This window comes from Streptomyces sp. NRRL WC-3605 (genome assembly GCF_001509795.1).
GTDB lineage: Bacteria > Actinomycetota > Actinomycetes > Streptomycetales > Streptomycetaceae > Streptomyces > Streptomyces viridochromogenes.
This window is the reverse complement of the sequence record NZ_LLZN01000062.1, coordinates 1-16,497: the sequence shown is the minus strand read 5'-3', so window position 1 is coordinate 16,497 and position 16,497 is coordinate 1. Positions and strand designations below refer to the sequence as shown.

The following is a 16,497-nucleotide window of genomic DNA, read 5'->3' as shown; positions in this document are numbered from 1 at the left end:
CGTCAGTTGCAGGCCGTCAGTTGTAGGCCGCGAACGCCTTCGAGAAGGCGAACTTGTCCTGGAGGATCGAGCTGCAGGTGGCGTCGGCGGCCGGCTTCTCGCCGCCCGCGCACTGCTGGTCCCGGGTCGCCGACCACATGGACAGCCAGGCCAGGCCCTTGGACTTGGCGAAGTCCACCAGCTGCTTCGCGTCGTCGACCTTGAAGATCTCCGTGACGACGTCGTTGACGCCGATCATCGGGGTGACCGCGACGGCCTTCCAGGCGGCGTCGTCGGAGAGGCCGAGCACGCCCTTGATCTGGGCCTGGGTGGCGGTGGCCGCCTGCTCGGCGTACGTGCCCATGTCGCCGCTGTACGCGGGGCCGTAGTCCATCGCCATGATGTTGACGGCGCCGATCCGCACGCCGTTCTGCTTCGCGTCGGCGAGGAGGTCGACGCCGGGCTGGGTGAGACCCTCCGGCATGACCGGGAGGGTGAAGGAGACGTCCAGGTCCGGGTGCTGCTTCTGGAGCTTGGCGATGGCCTGCGCACGGCGGGTGTTGGCCGCCTTGTCGGGAAGCGCGCCGCCCTCGACGTCGAAGTCGGCCTTGGTCAGCTGGTAGGCGTCCACGACCTTCGCGTACGCCGCCGCCAGCGCGTCCGCCGAGGAGCAGGTCGTGGCGAGCTCGCTGCCGGCCGCGCCGCCGAACGAGATGCGCACGTCGCCGCCCTTGGCGCGCAGGTCGCCTATCTGGGCGGCCACGGCGTCGGCGCCGATGTCCGTGACGCCGCCCCACTTCGGGGTGCAGCCGCCCCCGTCGGTGACGAAGGCGAGGTTGTAGTTCTTCACGCCGGTCGCCGCGGCGCTCGCCGCCATGTCGAACGCGGGGTACAGCGACGTGTCGATGTACGGGGCGAAGCCGGCGGCGGCCTTGGTGCCGGTGCCCGGGGTCTGGGAGGGCTTGCCGGTGGGGGTGGCGGAACCGGAGGGCGTCGCGGTGGGCTCGGGTGCCGTCGCCGTGGGGGTCGGCTTCGGGGTCGCGGACTCGGTGGGTCGGCCGCTGGGCTCGGGCGTCGCGGTGTCGTCGGTGGAGCACTTGGCGCCGTCGATGAGACAGCTCTTCGGCGACGCGGTGCCGTTGACGACGAAGCCGACGGTGACGGACTCGCCGGGCGCGAGGCCGTCGGTGTCCCACTTCGGCGGGGTGACGGTGACATGGCCGTCGCGCACGCCGGACTCGGCGTTCCACAGGGAACTGAGCTTGGATCCGGACGGCAGGTCGAACTCCAGCTTCCAGTCCTTCTTCACCTCGCCGGTGTCGTTGGTGACGACGTACTGCGCGGTGTACCCGGTCGACCAGTCGCTGGTCCTCGTGTAGACGGCGCCGGCGCCGGCCGCCTGGGCCGTGCCGGTGACCACGAGCGCGCCGCCGCCGACCACGGCCGCGGCGACGAGACCGCCGATCGCCTTGTTCCTGCCGCTGATCCTGCGCCGGTGGGTGCTCATCGCGTGTCTGCCTTCGCTGTTCGGGGGTGGGGGGTGGGTGCGGCAGCACGCTAGCGATCGAGAATCGGACGAAGGTCCTGATCCGGACGGCGGCCGGGGGCCTTAGGGTGCGCTTAAGGAAGGGATCGGGACCGGTTAAAGGTAGAGACCAGTCGGCCGGGGCGGCGGCGCCGCACGGCACCGCGGTGCCCCCTGCGGACCGGTGCCCGGCCGTCGAGCTGTATCCACAGGCGTACTTCGGTCCCGCCGAGCACGGACGAGCCGATCCGCACGTCTCCGCCGGTGGACTCGGCGAGCCGCCGCACGATGTCCAGGCCGAGGCCGGTCGAGCCGGCGCTCCCCGAGCCGTGCCCACGGGCCATCGCGGCCTCGGGGTCGGCGATGCCGGCCCCGGCGTCGGAGACGAGCACGATCACGGCGTCCTCGCCGTTGTGCACGTCGACCGCGAAGGCGGTGCCCTCGGGGGTGTGCCGGAAGACGTTGCCGAGGAGGGCGTCCAGCGCGGCCGCCAGGTCGGCCCGGGCCACGGGTATGCGCACCGGCCGGTCCACGCCGGCCACCCGCACCTTGCGGCCCTCGTCCTCGGCCAGCGCCGACCAGAACGCCATCCGCTCGCGCACGACCTCGGCCGCGTCGCACCCGGCGCCCGGTCCGGCCGCGACCGTCTGCGGCTTGGCCTCGCGTGCGGTGCGGATGATGGTGTCGACCTCGCCCTCCAACTGGGCCACCGCGGCCCGGGTCTGGTCGGCGGCCGGGCCGTCCCCGAGGGAGGCCGCGTTCAGCCGCAGAACGGTCAGCGGGGTGCGCAGCCGGTGGGACAGGTCGGCGGCCAGCTCCCGTTCGTTGGCGAGGAGTTGCACGACCTGGTCCGCCATCGCGTTGAACGCGACCGCCGCGAGCCGGAGTTCCTTCGGCCCCTCCTCCGGGACGCGGGCGCCGAGCTTGCCCTCGCCCAGCTCGTGCGCGCCCTCGACCAGGCGCTGCGCGGGCCGCACCATGCGCACGCCCAGCCGGTCGGCGACCGCGACCGAGCCGACGATCAGGGCGATGCCGACCCCGGCCAGGACGGCCCAGGCGGTGGCGAGTCCGTTGGTGACCTCGGCGTCGGGGACGTACACCTCGACGACCGCGATCTCGCCGGTGCTCAGCGCGACCGGCTGGAGCAGGGTGGAGCCGCCGGCCACCTCGGTGGTGGAGGCACGGCCCAGCCGGCGCACGGTCGCGATGTCGTCGGCGGCGGCCCGCCGCCGGCCGAGGTCGACGGCGGCGCTCCTGCCCGACGCCGGGATGTGGACGGCCATGCCGTCGTCGGACCCGGCGGAGGCGACGACCCGCTCCAGCTGGTCCCGGTCGGTGGTGATGGACAGCGCGGGGGCGACGGCGGCGGCCTGGCGCTCGGCGTTGGAGAAGGCGCGGTCGCGGGCCATCTCCCGGATGACGAGGCCGAGCGGGACGGCGAAGGCGAGGACGACCATGGTGGTGACCGCCAGGCTGACCTTGACCAGAGCCCATCTCATCGCGGCTGCTCCCCCGGGCTGTCCGCGCCGAAGGACGGCACGGCCGGCGGCTCCAGCTTCACGCCGACGCCCCTGAGGGTGTGCAGATAGCGCGGGTTGGCCGCCGTCTCGCCCAGTTTGCGGCGCAGCCAGGACAGATGGACGTCGATGGTCTGGTCGTCTCCGTAGGACTGCTGCCAGACCTCGGCGAGCAGCTCCTTGCGGGGGACGACGACACCGGGGCGTCCGGCGAGGAAGGCGAGCAGGTCGAACTCGCGCCGGGTCAGGTCCAGGCGCACCCCGTCCAACTCGGCCTGGCGGCGCAGCGGGTCGACGGTGAGCCCGCCGACGCGCAGCACGCTGGAGGGTGCCGCCTCCACTCCGCCGGCGCGGGCCCGGCGGAGGACGGCCGCCATCCGCGCCGACAGGTGCTCGACCGAGAAGGGCTTGGTCAGATAGTCGTCCGCGCCGGCGTTCAGCAGCCGCACGATCTCCGCCTCGTCGTCCCGTGCCGTGGCGATGATGACCGGCACGTCGGTGATGCCGCGCAGCATCTTCAGGGCCTCGGAGCCGTCGAGATCGGGCAGACCGAGGTCCAGGATGACCACGTCGAAACGGAAATGGGCGACCTCGCGCAGCGCCTCCAGCGCGGTGCCGACGCTGCGCACCGTGTGGGTGGCGTCGGTCAGGTGCCGGATGAGCGCCGAGCGCACGAACTGGTCGTCCTCGACCACGAGCACACTTGCCATGCGCCGCACCGTACGCCATGCCGGCGAGACCGGTCCGGGCCTGTGGACAACTCGGCTCCTGTGGACGGGAGGCGACACCCGTGGGACACGTGAGGCAGTATGGCCCGCGATGCACAGAGGAGTCGTACACGTACTCGCGTGGTCGCTCGCCACGGGCGCGGCGGTCACGCTGTCGTGGTGGGGTGTCCACACGGTCATGGCCGGCACGGTCTACGACCGGCCGCGCGCCCTGCCCATCACGGCGGCCGACGTGACGGCGGGGGACTCCGAGCCGCTGGCGTCGTCCACCAACCGGCCGACGCCGTCGCCCAGTCCGCCGCCGCGCTCCCCCAAGCCGACCCGCACGCCCAGCGCTCCGGCCACCTCGACCCCACCGCCGAAGACCTCCAGCCCTTCCTCCTCCCCGGACACCTCGGGCCGGGTCAAGAGCTACGACACCGACGGCGGCCGGGTCGTCTTCGACATCGGCGAGTCCTCGGCGTCCCTGGTCTCGGCCGCGCCCGGCGCGGGCTGGTCGATGCAGGTGTGGAAGACGGAGTCCTGGATCCGGGTGGAGTTCAGCGCGGGCGCGGACCGGGTGTCGGTGTTCTGCACCTGGCACGACGGGCCGCCTCGGGTGGAGATCGGGACCTACTGACCCATCCGTCCCGGCACCCCCGAGAGTCCCCGGAAACGCATCGGCTACGCTGAGTGCTTCGAACTCATGAGTGAGTAGCAACGGGGGTTGCCACATGCGCACTTGGGCTGTTTCGCCATGCTCCGGGGAGCGCTCCGGCCGGCCGGGCGGGAGCCGACGTGGCGTCTGACTTCGCGCGGCTGATGAAGCAGGACTTCTCCGACCTGGAAGCCGCCGTCAAGGTCTGGCGCGGGCTGTCGACGACCACGGACTCGCTCACCGACCGCCACCGCCGGCAGGTGACCGGGCCGCTGCACCAGTCCTGGAAGGGCGACGACGCGGACGCGGCCCTCTTCTACCTGGAGGACGTCGAGTCGCGCATCGGCGTGGTCGAGACGGAGGCCATGGCCATCGCCGAGGTCCTCGACACCACCCGGTTCTGGATGGAGCAGGCCCAGACCGACCTGCGCAGCGCGGTGCGGCGGGCGGAGCAGGACGGCTTCGACGTCGACGACGAGGGCTGGGTGAGCGACCGGACGACCTCGGACCTCCCCCGCCAGGATCCCGACACCCAGCAGATCATCGCCGACCGCAACGCCCTGCTCACGGAGCACCGCGCCGCCATCGACGACGCCCTGACAGCGGCGCGCAAGGCGAGCGACGACGGCGCGAAGGCCCTCGGGGAGCTGAACGGCGACATCCTCACCGACCCGCTCAGCCATGACGCGGCGGCGGAGTCCGCCCGGGACGTCGAGAACGCGATGAAGGCCGTGGGCGTCCAGGCGCCGCAGATCCCCTCGGACGATCCGAAGGCCGCCGCCGAGTGGTGGAAGGCCCTCAGCCCGGAGGAGCGCCAGGCCTACACCACGCTCTATCCGAAGCGGATCGGAGCGACCGACGGTCTGCCGACGGACGTACGGGACGACGCCAACCGCACGGCGCTCGGCCAGGAACTCAATCTGATCCAGGAAGGCAACTGGGACGAGGGGTTCCCCGGGGACAGCGACGAGACGGTCAACAAGCGCCTCGACAACCTGCTGATGCTCAACGACCGGCTCGAAGCGTCGGACAGTGCCCCCGAGGGCAAGGAGCTGTACCTCCTCGGCTACGACTCCAAGGACGACGGCCGGGCCATCATCGCGATGGGCAACCCGGACACCGCGGCGCACACCGGGATCCTGGTACCCGGGACCAACACGGAGATGTCCGGTGTGCCCGGCCAGCTCGCCCGCATCGACAAGCTCCAGAACTCCGCCGAGAAGCAGGCCGACGGCGAGAGCGTGGCGATGATCACGTGGATCGGCTACGACGCCCCCGAGTTCAAACCGACCGACCCCGGCAGCGTCGCCACGCGGGACCGGGCCGAGGACGCGGCCCCGGATCTGCGGCAGTTCGTCGCCGGCACCCACGCCGCGCACGACGGGTCGCCCAGTCACACCACCGTCCTCGGGCACAGCTACGGCACCACGGTGGTCGGCGCAGCGGCGGCGGGAGGCGAAGGGCTGGGAGCGGACGACGTGGTCGCGGTCGGCAGCCCGGGCATGACCGTGGACCACGCCTCCGACCTCCAGATGGACCCGGAGCACGTCTGGATCGGCACCGCGGACGACGACGCCGTCGCCAACAACACCTCCGACTACACCCTCGGCCGCGACCCGTCGTTGGGAGGCTTCGGTGGCAACAACATCCGGATCGACACGCATGGACACAGCGGTTACTGGGACGAAGGAAGCCGATCGCTGGGCAATCAAGGGGCGATCATCGCGGGCAAGCCGCCCGCGGAGGCTCCGAAGCGAGGCTCCGAACTGCCCCCCGAGGGCTACATCGTCCCCGGGCTCTAGGTCCGTTCTCCGCACGCTGCTCGCTGTCTTCGCGATCCTGCTCTCAACTGGAGGTTGTGTGTCCCAGGGTGACGACGTCAACGCCCCGCTGCCGCGCATGGCGAAGGACGAGGCATTGCGGTGGGCCAAGGACTACACCGCCTACGTAGCGAAGCTCACCGACGTGGAACTGCTTCCGGACACGGAGAAGGTCCACTTCGAGGACTGCCTCGGGAAGAACGACGAGGTGGCCGAGGACGGCCGGTACAGCCTCTACTACTACATCTACTCCCCCGCCCCGGCCAGCGACCACACGCGCATCGTGCGCCGACTGCGCAGCGAACTCACGGAGCGGGACTATGAGGTGACCGCTTACCGAGAGTTCAAGAGCGCCTACGAGTCGGCCATACTCTGGGCTCGCAACAAGAAGAACAACTACACGGTCGAGGCTGACACGGTCGGCTCCGGGAAGCTCAAGCCCCAGCGCTTCTCATTCGCCGTACGCACCCCCTGCATGCTCCCGCCCGGCGTGAAGCAGCAGCAGTTCTGACCGGCTGAGAGGAGCCGAACGTGTCCCGGACCACCGACGTCGACCCGGCCGAACTGCGCGCGTCCGCCGGCGCCTGCGACGGCATCGCGCACACCCTGAAGGAACCGGCCGACAAGGCCGTCAAGGAGTCGAGGACGGCGGCCGCTTCCCTCACCGGCTGGTCCCTCGGCCCCGCCCTGACGGAGATCGCCACCAGCTGGAAGCCCGCCCTCGACGGACTGCACGCCCGCATCGAGGCCGGCCGGGACAACCTCCGGTCGTCCGCGGACGGCCATGACTGGAACGACCAGCGGACGTCGCAGGACTTCGAGAAGACGGACACCACGACCCAGGCCACGCCCGGCGTGATGCCCGCCGTCCTGCGCCCGACCCCGGGCGGCCTCCCCGACCCGCGCGCCTCCTACGGAACCAGCATGCCGACGTACGACGAGACCGTCAGTACGCGCCCCACCCCCGGCACGAACGACTTCGGCTGATGTCACGAGCCGGCACACTCCGCGCCGCCGTCGTCTCTGCGCACCCCCTGCATGCTCCCGCCCGGCGCGAAGCAGCAGCAGTTCTGAAGGAACCGCCGGACTACGGACCTAGGTGAACACCGAGTCCGGTGGAGCCGGGGAGTCCACCGCCGACGCGTCCGTCACCGGGGTCGCGCCACCCGTGAAGTCCCTCAACGTGCGCCCGTGTTCGACGCGGCCCGGGTGCGGGTCGGAGGCGGCGCGGCGGGTGAGGTCGGTGACCGGGAGGGGCTGGTCGGCGGCGAGGAGGACCGCGTTGCCGAAGCGCCGGCCGCGCAGCACCGTGGGGTCGGCAACCAGGGCGACCTCGGCGAACCGGGCGGCGGCGGTGGCGATCTGGCCGCGCAGATGCGTGAGCGGGGGGCCGTCGGCGAGGTTGGCCGCGTACCAGCCTCCCGGCGCGAGCGCCCGGCGGACCTCGTCGAGGAACTCGGCAGAGGTGAGATGGGCCGGGGTGCGGGCGCCGCTGAAGACGTCGGCTATGACGAGGTCCGCCCAGCCGTCCGGCACCTTGGCGAGCCCTTCGCGCGCGTCGGTGGAGCGCACCCGGATGCGGGCGTTCCGGTCCAGCGGGAGTTCCCGGCGGACCAGGCCGACGAGGGGCGCGTCCCGTTCCACGACCTGCTGGGTGGAGCGGGGCCGGGTGGCGGCGACGTACCGGGCGAGGGTCAGCGCGCCGCCGCCGAGGTGCACGACCTGCACGGGCTTGCCGGGCGGGGCGACGAGGTCGATGACGTGCCCGAGCCGGCGCTGGTACTCGAAGGAGAGGTAGGCGGGGTCGTCCAGGTCGACGTGCGACTGGGGTGCCCCGTCGAGGAGCAGGGTCCAGGCCCGCGCCCGGTCCGGGTCGGGTACGAGCTCGGCCAGCCCGCCGTCGACCGTCTCGGTGACGGAGGCCGCGGCGGCCCCGCGCCGGGACTTCCTGGACTTTCCCATGCGGCCATTATCCCGGCGTGCGGCACGCGCCTCGCCCGTGAACCGCCTCTCAGCCGTCCGTCACCGGCAGTCGTCGGCGGCCCGGATCAGCCGGGCGGCCTCGCCGAGCGCCGCCCGCAACACCGCCGGGTCGGTCGCGAGGTCGGCCTCGCCGGGCGGCAGCAGCCAGTCGGAGCCGTCGACGGGCGGCTCGGGGTGGGCGTCCAGGCTCAGTCCCCTGCCGTCCGTCTCGGTACAGGTGCTGCCGGGCACGTCCCAGGCGGCGGCCGTGCCGGGCGGGACGACGAAGCCGAGGGTGCCGCAGCCGTCGTCGTGCAGGACGAGCCCGACCCCGTCCCCGGCGCCGCGCCGCAGGATGTCGACCGCCTCGAGGCCCTGGCGCGCCGGGACCGTGACCACGTCGCACCCCGTGCCCGGCGGCTCGCCGCACTCTCCGGTCGGCGTGTGCCCCGCCGCCGTCGACGCGGCTCGGGGAACGCTGCTCCGGCTGGTCTCCATCCCGACCTCCACGACGGAACCCTTTCGGCAAGTCCGATGAGTTCAACGCGGCACGGCGTCAACGGCTACGGCGGAAGTCCGCCGCAAAGGATGGCAGTTCATGGCAGATCACGGATGAGATATCCGTTTTGTAGCTAAACACTGTGTGGCGGCTTCGCTACAGCAGGTACGTTCATGCCCGCCGGGGACAAGGACGTCCCACGGATCAGAGGTCACGGCTCACGATCACCGGATCACGGTCCGCCCCGTCCACATCCCGGCATGGTTCGACGGTTCGCACGAGAGGACCCGGCCATGGCGTCGTCAGACCCGACCTCGTCCCAGCCCCCCAGGCCATCGCGGCCGAACACCGCCTTCCGGCAGCTGCGCGGGCAGCATTCGCCGGCCGAGTTCGCCGCGGCGGTCCGCCGGGCCGCTCGCGAGATCGGTGAGCGGGTCAGCTGTGACGCGCGGTACATCGGGCGGGTGGAGGCCGGCGAGATCCGCTGTCCCAACTACGCGTACGAACGGGTGTTCCTGCACATGTTCCCCGGCCGCACGCTCACCGACCTCGGCTTCGCTCCCCGCTCGTCCGTCCGCGGACGCCGGGCGCGCGCGGCGGAGGAGGCGCCCGGCGCACGCATCGCGCGCCCGGCCCGCGCCACGGGTGGGACGAGAGGGGCCGACGAGCCGTACGACCGTGAGAACCCGCAGGATCCGTACGCCGCGCACGTGCCGTTCGGCACCGCGCAGAACCACGAGAACCACGAGGAGAGCGACGTGCTGCGTCGCGCATTCATGACCGGTGGGGGCGCCACGGTGGCCGCCGCCTCACTGGCCCCCCTGGGCCTGGCCCACGACGCCGCCGCCACCGACCGTCCCTACCGACGCGTCGGGGTACGCGAGGCCGGCGCGCTCGAGGACGCCGTACGCCGCATCCGGCTGCTGGACGACCGGCACGGCGCCGACGGCCTCTACCGGCGCGCGGCCGCACCGCTGCGCGCCGCGTACGAACTGCTCGACGCGGGCACGACCCGGCGGGCGACCAGCGACCGGCTGCACTCCGGCGCGGGCGAACTGGCCATCTCGGTGGGCTGGCTGGCCCATGACTCCGGCCGGTTCGACGACGCGCGCTCGCACTACGCGGAGGCCCTGGCGACCGCCCGGATGGCCGGGGACCCGGCCCTGGAGGCGCACGCCTTCTGCAACACCTCCTTCCTCGCCCGCGACGCGGGCCGGCCCCGGGAGGCGGTCCGCGCCGCGCAGGCCGCCCAGCGCGTGGCGCGCGCCCTGGGCTCGAACCGGCTGATGAGCCTGCTGTCGCTGCGCGAGGCGGGCGGCTGGGCCGGGCTCGCCGACCGCACCGGCTGCGAACAGGCCCTGGTGCGCGCGCAGGCCCTCTACGACCGGGGCCGCTCGGACGCCGATCCCGAGTGGATGAGTTTCTACGGGGAGGCCGAGCTGGAGATCCTTGAGGCGCAGTGCTGGTCGACGCTGGGCAACTGGCGGCGCGCGGCCCGGCACGCGGGGCGCGCGGCGCACCTGCAGGACCCCCACTTCACCCGGAACATCGCGCTGTACACGGCGGAGCTGGCGGACGACCTGGCCCGCGGCGGCAGCCCGGACGAGGCGGCCGCGGCCGGGATGCGGGTGCTGGACCTGCTGGACCAGGTGCAGTCCTCGCGGGTGCAGACCATGCTGGCCGGCACGGCCCGGGTGCTGCTGCCGCACCGGCGCGCGAGCGGGGTGACGGCGTTCCTGGACCGGCACGCGTCGCTGCCGCGCACCGCGTGAGGAACACCGCGGACGGCCGTCGTCAGGGGTTCAGGTGCCCCAGGTCGTTCCAGCTCTCGACGGCGGGCTCGCCGTAGGCCCAGCCCAGCACCGACAGCGAGGTCGGGTTCAGCCGGAGCCTGGCCGCGAAGTCGAGCGGCAGCCCCAGCCAGCGTGCGCCGATGGACCGGAGGATGTGGCCGTGCGCGAAGACCAGCACGTCCCGGTCCGCCTCGCGCGCCCAGGCGACGACCTCGTCGGCCCGGGCCGTGACCTCGGACAGGCTCTCGCCGCCGGGGACGCCGTCCCGCCAGATCAGCCAGCCCGGCCGGACGGCCTGGATCTCCGCCGGCGTCATGCCCTCGTAGGTGCCGTAGTCCCACTCCATGAGCGTGTCCCAGGTCTGCGCGCGCTCGCCGAAGCCGGCGAGGTCGCACGTCTCCCGCGCGCGGGAGAGCGGGCTGGTGCGCACCTCGACGTCCGCCAGCCCGTCGAAGGGCGCGCGGTGCAGGCGCTCGCCCAGCAGTTTCGCGCCCCGGCGGCCCTCCTCCAGGAGCGGGACGTCGGTCCTGCCGGTGTGCTTTCCGGCCAGCGACCAGGACGTCTGTCCGTGCCGGGCCAGCAGCATGCGCGGTGCCATGGGCGGGGGACCTTCCGGGGAGGTACGAGCGGTGGAACCCGTCCATCATCGCGTACGGCCCGCCCGGGCAACCCGGGGGGCGATCTCTGCGTCTAGTGGGCCAGGGCGGCCGACGGACGCGCCCGAGGACACCGTAAAGTGTCACGACCTGTCCACCGGACGCCGTGACGAGAAGGGGGAGGCGATCGGATGCCGCACGCCGACATAGCTGGCGTGGAGGCGACGCCTCGAACCCGCCCGCGCTGGTGGACCGAGCTGCCGCTGCTCCTGCTGGTGTACGCCTGCTACTCGGCGGGCCGCCTGCTCGCCCGGGGCGACGTCAGTACCGCCGTCGACCACGGCGTGGCGATCCTGGACATCGAGAAGGCGCTGTTCCTCAACGCCGAGCACCCCCTGAACCGGCTCTTCACGCGCGAGCCGTGGATCGGCGTCCCGGCCGACTTCTGGTACGCGTCGCTGCACTACCTGGTCACGCCCGTGATCCTGGTCTGGCTGTTCCGGTCCCGTGCCGTGCACTACCGCGCGGCCCGCACCTGGCTGATGACGTCGACCTTCATCGGCCTGATCGGTTTCACCCTGCTGCCGACCTGCCCGCCCCGGCTGCTCGCCGAGGGCCACGGCTTCGTCGACACGATGGCCCAGTACAGCTCGTACGGCTGGTGGGGCGGCGAGGCGAGCGCTCCGCGCGGCATGGGCGGCATGACCAACCAGTACGCCGCCATGCCGAGCCTGCACGTCGGCTGGTCGCTGTGGTGCGGGGTCATGCTGTGGCGCCACGGCGGGACGCGCCTGGCGAAGACGGCCGCCGTCGCCTATCCGCTCATCACCACGATCGTTGTCATGGGCACCGCCAACCACTACTTCCTCGACGCGGTCGCCGGCGCCGCCGTGATGGGCGTGGGGCTGCTGCTGACGCCGTACGTGCTGCGGACCGCCGAGCGCGTGCGCTCCCGGTACGCGACCCGGCGCGCGGTCACCTCCGCCGCCTCCGCCACGGCGGTCACGGGCGACGCCCCCGTCCCGGTTGTCAGTGCCGGATGCCAGACTTCCGCGGGTGAGCGAATTCCACGGCAGCGCGAGTCCCGGTTCGGATCCGGAGCCGAGCCGAGTGCCGCCCCCCAGGACGCGGGGGACGGGGCTCCGGCACCGGCTCGCTGAGCTGCGCGGTCCCGAGGTACCCGCCAAGGCGCTGGATGCCCGGGCCCTGGCGGCCCTCGCCGCCAACCCGGGCTGCAGACGGCGCGCCCTGCTGGACGGCGCCGGGGTGAACAAGGCGGCGCTGGCCGGTGCGCTGGGCGCACCCTCGGCCTTCGGCCAGTCGCAGTTCGCCTTCACCCGGGGGAACGCCTTCGAGGCCAAGGTGAAGGCGGACGGCGGCGCGGAGCTGCTGAGGCTGGTGCACGAGAGACTGGACCGCCGCGCCGAGCCGCCCGGCGGCGCGCGGGTGCCCGAGCTCGCCGCGACCGGCCCCGCGGGGCGGACGGCCCGTACGGAGCTGGCGCTGCGCGAGGCCGCCGAGGCGCGCGGCGAGTGGACGCTGCTCGACCATCCGATGCTCGCGCTGGACGTGGCCGGGTCACCGGCCTACCTGGAGCCGGACGCGGTCGTCGTGCACCCGGACGGCAACTGGACCGTCGTGGAGATCAAGTCGTTCCCCATGCTGGACGGCTCGGCGGACCCCGCGAAGGTCGGCGCGGCGGCCCGGCAGGCGGCGGTGTACGTGCTGGCCCTGGAAGAGGCCGCCGACCGCCTCGGCGCGAGCGGGGCCGAGGTCCCGAGGGTGCGCCACCGCGTCCTCCTCGTCTGCCCGAAGGACTTCTCCAACCTGCCCACGGCCGCCGCCGTGGACATCCGCAAGCAGCGCGCGGTGACCGCCCGCCAGCTGGCCCGCCTCACCCGCATCGAGGACATCGCGGCCGCGCTCCCCGAGGGCACGTGCTTCTCGCCCGAGCTGCCCGCCCCCGCGCTGACGGCCGCCGTCGAGTCCGTCCCGGCGAGCTACGCGCCGGAGTGCCTGTCCGCGTGCGAGCTGGCGTTCCACTGCCGGGCCCGCTCCCGCGCGTCCGGCGCGGTGACCTCGCTGGGCCGCTCGGTGCGGGCCGAGCTCGGCGGCCTCAGCACGGTCGAGGACGTCCTGTCGGCGGCCCGTGGCATGTCCGGAGACCCGGACGACCCGGCGGTCGCGGCCCTGCGCCGGGCGGCCCGGCTGCGGGCCGAGGCCCTCGCGGCGAAGGAGGCGGTCCCGTGTCCCTGATCGCCACCCTCGCCCGGCTGGAGGCGGTCGAGTCCGGCCGCGCGCAGCCCGCCGCGACCGTGCGGCACCGGCATCTGTCCGACCGTCCGCTGGTCTTCGTGCCGCTCACCACCGCGGGTGAGGCCGGAGCCCCGCTCGGCGCGCTGGTCGGCACCGACCGGGACGCCCCGCATCTGCTGGCCGTGCCGCAGCCGCGCGACCGCGACCTGCGGTTCGCCTTCCTGGCCGAGCTGGCGGACATCGTCCTGCCGTACATCGACGCGCACGCCGAGGCCGTGGAGGCGGCGGAGCGCACCGAGACCGACCCGGAGACCGGCAAGCGGGTCAAGGTCGAGGTGGACCTGTGCGCGGACGCCCCGCAGTTGATCGTGCCGAGCCGCGCGGGCGTCGACTTCGTGCGGCTGCTGGGCCGCTCGATGCGGTTCCGCCGGACGGCGGAGCAGGACCCGGAGGCTCCGTATCCGGCGCCCCCGCGCGTGCCGCTGCTCGGCCGGTGGCTGACCCACTTCGGCGAGCGGGCCCGGGTGCCCGGCTCCTCGCTGCTGCTGGCCATGACGGACGTCCTGGCCCGGCACTGGGCGACCGGGCAGTCCACCCTGGAGGACCAGCACCTGGGCGCGCTGCTCGCCTGGATCGACCCGCCCGAGGGCGGGTCGGGCGCCGAGGCGGCCCTGCGCGCCGAGCTCGCCCGGGACCGGGACGGCCAGCTGCTGTGCCCGCCGGCGGGCCCCGCGACCGACCCGGCGTTCGACAACAAGCTGCTGGCCCCGGCCATCGAGCGCTACGACCGTGCCCGCACCGCCCTCGCCACCGCCGAGGACGGGCTGGAGGCCGACGACCGGCTCGGTGACCTCACCGCCGCCGAGCGGGAGATCCGGGCCCTCGTCGAGAGCCGGACCCGGCCCACCTGGGACGCGGTGTGGCGGGGCCTCGACCGGCTGCGGGAGCTGCCCGAGGGGAGCCGGGTGGAGGAGCGCTGGACCCGCGACCGCTGGTCGTTCACCGGCCACCGCGACCGGGTGCTCGCCGGGGAACCCCCGCAGCCGCGCCGCGACGACGCGGTGACCGCCGCATCCAAGCTCGCCGCGCGCGAGCGGGAGCAGGCCCGGCTGGAGGCGCAGGAGGCTCTGGACGACCCGCTGGTGATGGCGGGGCGGCGGCTGGCCGGTGAGGCGTTCGCGGGCGAGGTCGTCGACGTGGTGATGGCGTACAGCGAGGGCAAGCGGCCCAGCCCGCGCCCGCTGGTGACCGTCCGCACGCGGGACCGGCCGCATCTGGGCGAGCGCGCCAAGGTGTTCCGTTCACTGGGCGGGAAGCCGCAGTCGGCGGAGTTCGTCGGGTACGAGGGCCCCCTCGGCGCGGACGGGGACGTCCTGGTGGTGCTGCGGGTGCTGGACAAGATGGGGCGCGGCAAGGAGCCGGAGGAGGGTTCGGTGCCCGGGAAGGGCGACCTGCTGTGCTTCACGCTGTTCGAGCACGAGCAGCGGGGCGGCCCGAAGCTGCCCGAGCCGGAGCAGACACCGTGGACGCACGGCGGGCCGCCCGGGGAGCCGGTGCCCGAGGCCGCCGACGCGCTGACCGAGGAGGACGTCCTGTGACCGTCACGTTCGATCCGGGCGCCGCGGCGGCCGAGGCCACCGGGGCGATCCTCCACGACACGCTGCACGGCACCGCGCGCGGTGTGGTGGTCGACTCCCCGCCCGGCGCGGGCAAGTCCACGCTCGTGGTGCGCGCGGCGCTGGAACTCGCCGAGGCGGGGCGGCCGCTGATGATCGTGGCGCAGACGAACGCACAGGTGGACGACCTCGTGCTGTCGCTCGCCGCGAAGAACCCCGAGCTGCCCGTGGGCCGGCTGCACAGCAGTGACACGGACCCGTACGACAAGGCGCTGGACGATTTGCCGCAGGTCCGCACGTCCGCGAAGGCAGGTGATCTGGCGGGCCTGCCGGTGGTCGTCTCGACGGCGGCCAAGTGGGGGCATGTGAAGACGGACGAGCCGTGGCCGCACGCGATCGTGGACGAGGCGTACCAGATGCGCTCGGACGCGCTGCTCGCCGTGGCGGGGCTGTTCGAGCGGGCGCTGTTCGTCGGTGACCCGGGTCAGCTGGACCCGTTCTCGATCGTGGGCGGCGAGCAGTGGGCGGGCCTGTCGTACGACCCGGCGGCGTCCGCCGTCACCACGCTGCTGGCCCACAATCCCGAGCTGCCCCAGCACCGGCTGCCGGTGTCGTGGCGGCTGCCCGCGTCCGCGGCGCCGCTCGTCTCCGACGCGTTCTACCCGTACACGCCGTTCCGCAGCGGCACCGGTCCCGGCGACCGGCGGCTCTCCTTCGCCGTGGCGTCGGACGGCTCCGGCCCCGACCGGGTGATCGACGAGGCGGCCGTGTCGGGCTGGGGACTGCTGGAGCTGCCCGCCCGGCACACTCCGCGCACGGACCCGGAGGCGGTGCGGGCGGTCGCCGCGGTGGTACGGCGGCTGCTGGACCGGGGTGGCGCGGCCACCTCGGAGCGCTCCCCCGACCCGGTGCCGCTCGCGGCCGGCCGGATCGCGGTCGGCACCGCGCACCGGGACCAGGCGGCGGCGGTCCGCGCGGCCCTGGCCGAGCTGGGGGTGACGGACGTCACCGTCGACACCGCGAACCGGCTCCAGGGGCGGGAGTACGACGTGACGGTCGTCCTGCACCCCCTGTCCGGCCGCCCCGACGCCACGGCGTTCCACCTGGAGACGGGCCGCCTGTGCGTCCTGACCTCCCGGCACCGGCACGCGTGCATCGTGGTGTGCCGGGCAGGCGTCGGGGAACTCCTGGACGACTACCCGTCCACGGAACCGGTCCAGCTGGGCACGCTGGTGAAGTTCCCGGACGGCTGGGAGGCGAACCACGCGGTCCTGGCCCGCCTGGCGGAGCACCGGGTGCCCTACCGGCCGTAGGGCACCCCCGCACCGCCCGACCGCCGGACGGAGTCCGGCACCGCCGCCGGAGGCGGCCGAAGAACACAGCCCGGACGGCTGGGAGGCGAACCACGCGGTCCTTGCCCGCCTGGCGGAACACCGGGTGCCCTACCGGCCGTAGGGGACGGAAGAAGCCTCCCCCCCCCCGTTACCTTTTTCGTGGCTCCGCAATGGGGCTTCCGGCCTTCGGGTCCGGCATGACTTCCCCCTCCTGTTGTTGATGATCTGGGGGGTG

The 16,497-nt window shown here is 73.6% G+C and carries 15 protein-coding genes; 9 read left to right on the top strand and 6 right to left on the bottom strand.

Translation table 11 applies throughout. The features are described 5' to 3' along the window. Positions 1-16 precede the first annotated feature (16 nt). The 3 genes from ADL34_RS19935 to ADL34_RS19925 form a co-directional block, all read right to left on the bottom strand. Positions 17-1,486 carry a cellulose binding domain-containing protein gene (locus tag ADL34_RS19935; RefSeq protein ID WP_062670257.1) on the bottom strand — a complete coding sequence of 490 codons (1,470 nt, stop codon included), beginning with the start codon at positions 1,484-1,486 and terminating at the stop codon, positions 17-19. Between the two features lie 113 nt (positions 1,487-1,599). After that, positions 1,600-3,003 (bottom strand): sensor histidine kinase, encoded by a 1,404-nt coding sequence (locus ADL34_RS19930; RefSeq protein ID WP_062670260.1) that lies wholly within the window; start codon positions 3,001-3,003, stop codon positions 1,600-1,602. Beyond that, a complete protein-coding gene (locus ADL34_RS19925; protein WP_062739802.1) occupies positions 3,000-3,731 on the bottom strand; it encodes a response regulator transcription factor in 732 nt (243 codons plus the stop codon). The genes ADL34_RS19930 and ADL34_RS19925 overlap by 4 nt, the downstream gene beginning before the upstream one ends. 109 nt (positions 3,732-3,840) lie before the next feature. On the opposite strand from ADL34_RS19925, the gene ADL34_RS19920 reads away from it, so the two are divergent. The 4 genes from ADL34_RS19920 (at position 3,841) to ADL34_RS19905 (ending at position 7,193) form a co-directional block, all read left to right on the top strand. Then, positions 3,841-4,368, top strand: coding sequence for a hypothetical protein (locus tag ADL34_RS19920; RefSeq protein ID WP_062670264.1), 528 nt, complete (start codon positions 3,841-3,843; stop codon positions 4,366-4,368). 158 nt (positions 4,369-4,526) lie between these two features. Next, positions 4,527-6,188, top strand: a complete 1,662-nt coding sequence (locus ADL34_RS19915) for an alpha/beta hydrolase (protein WP_062670266.1) — start codon at positions 4,527-4,529, stop codon at positions 6,186-6,188. Positions 6,189-6,246: 58 nt separating this feature from the next. Further along, complete coding sequence (locus ADL34_RS19910; RefSeq protein WP_062670268.1) at positions 6,247-6,717, top strand: hypothetical protein; 471 nt, start codon at positions 6,247-6,249, stop codon at positions 6,715-6,717. A gap of 20 nt (positions 6,718-6,737) precedes the next feature. Beyond that, positions 6,738-7,193 (top strand): type VII secretion target, encoded by a 456-nt coding sequence (locus ADL34_RS19905; protein ID WP_062670270.1) that lies wholly within the window; start codon positions 6,738-6,740, stop codon positions 7,191-7,193. A 108-nt stretch (positions 7,194-7,301) separates the two neighbouring features. On the opposite strand, the gene ADL34_RS19900 is transcribed toward ADL34_RS19905, so the two are convergent. Both ADL34_RS19900 and ADL34_RS19895 read right to left on the bottom strand, forming a co-directional pair. Continuing rightward, positions 7,302-8,168 carry a spermidine synthase gene (locus ADL34_RS19900; RefSeq protein WP_062670272.1) on the bottom strand — a complete coding sequence of 289 codons (867 nt, stop codon included), beginning with the start codon at positions 8,166-8,168 and terminating at the stop codon, positions 7,302-7,304. 60 nt (positions 8,169-8,228) lie between these two features. Then, the gene (locus ADL34_RS19895) at positions 8,229-8,666 is read right to left on the bottom strand and encodes a hypothetical protein (RefSeq protein ID WP_234375057.1); all 438 of its coding nucleotides are present in this window, start codon (positions 8,664-8,666) and stop codon (positions 8,229-8,231) included. Positions 8,667-8,960: 294 nt separating this feature from the next. Here ADL34_RS19895 and ADL34_RS19890 point away from each other — a divergent pair, with 294 nt between their 5' ends. Further along, positions 8,961-10,439, top strand: coding sequence for a hypothetical protein (locus ADL34_RS19890; RefSeq protein WP_062670276.1), 1,479 nt, complete (start codon positions 8,961-8,963; stop codon positions 10,437-10,439). A 22-nt stretch (positions 10,440-10,461) separates the two neighbouring features. Here ADL34_RS19890 and ADL34_RS19885 read toward each other — a convergent pair whose 3' ends face one another. Next, positions 10,462-11,058 carry a histidine phosphatase family protein gene (locus ADL34_RS19885; RefSeq protein WP_062670278.1) on the bottom strand — a complete coding sequence of 199 codons (597 nt, stop codon included), beginning with the start codon at positions 11,056-11,058 and terminating at the stop codon, positions 10,462-10,464. A gap of 189 nt (positions 11,059-11,247) precedes the next feature. On the opposite strand from ADL34_RS19885, the gene ADL34_RS19880 reads away from it, so the two are divergent. The 4 genes from ADL34_RS19880 to ADL34_RS19865 are packed head-to-tail and all read left to right on the top strand — an operon-like array spanning position 11,248 to position 16,241. Continuing rightward, positions 11,248-12,216, top strand: coding sequence for a phosphatase PAP2 family protein (locus ADL34_RS19880; RefSeq protein WP_062670279.1), 969 nt, complete (start codon positions 11,248-11,250; stop codon positions 12,214-12,216). Next, positions 12,167-13,312: a hypothetical protein gene (locus tag ADL34_RS19875; protein ID WP_062670281.1), complete on the top strand. Its 1,146-nt coding sequence runs from the start codon at positions 12,167-12,169 to the stop codon at positions 13,310-13,312. Before ADL34_RS19880 ends, ADL34_RS19875 begins: the two co-directional genes overlap by 50 nt. Beyond that, positions 13,303-14,910: a hypothetical protein gene (locus tag ADL34_RS19870; RefSeq protein ID WP_062670283.1), complete on the top strand. Its 1,608-nt coding sequence runs from the start codon at positions 13,303-13,305 to the stop codon at positions 14,908-14,910. Before ADL34_RS19875 ends, ADL34_RS19870 begins: the two co-directional genes overlap by 10 nt. Then, a complete protein-coding gene (locus ADL34_RS19865) occupies positions 14,907-16,241 on the top strand; it encodes an AAA domain-containing protein (protein WP_062670285.1) in 1,335 nt (444 codons plus the stop codon). Before ADL34_RS19870 ends, ADL34_RS19865 begins: the two co-directional genes overlap by 4 nt. Positions 16,242-16,497: the final 256 nt, after the last annotated feature.

Coding starts and splice junctions, on each gene's coding strand:
- ADL34_RS19920 (WP_062670264.1), top strand. CDS start 3,841: ATGCACAGAGGAGTCGTACACGTACTCGCGTGGTCGCTCGCCACGGGC.
- ADL34_RS19935 (WP_062670257.1), bottom strand. CDS start 1,486: ATGAGCACCCACCGGCGCAGGATCAGCGGCAGGAACAAGGCGATCGGC.
- ADL34_RS19880 (WP_062670279.1), top strand. CDS start 11,248: ATGCCGCACGCCGACATAGCTGGCGTGGAGGCGACGCCTCGAACCCGC.
- ADL34_RS19890 (WP_062670276.1), top strand. CDS start 8,961: ATGGCGTCGTCAGACCCGACCTCGTCCCAGCCCCCCAGGCCATCGCGG.
- ADL34_RS19925 (WP_062739802.1), bottom strand. CDS start 3,731: ATGGCAAGTGTGCTCGTGGTCGAGGACGACCAGTTCGTGCGCTCGGCG.
- ADL34_RS19930 (WP_062670260.1), bottom strand. CDS start 3,003: ATGAGATGGGCTCTGGTCAAGGTCAGCCTGGCGGTCACCACCATGGTC.
- ADL34_RS19900 (WP_062670272.1), bottom strand. CDS start 8,168: ATGGGAAAGTCCAGGAAGTCCCGGCGCGGGGCCGCCGCGGCCTCCGTC.
- ADL34_RS19895 (WP_234375057.1), bottom strand. CDS start 8,666: ATGGAGACCAGCCGGAGCAGCGTTCCCCGAGCCGCGTCGACGGCGGCG.
- ADL34_RS19885 (WP_062670278.1), bottom strand. CDS start 11,058: ATGGCACCGCGCATGCTGCTGGCCCGGCACGGACAGACGTCCTGGTCG.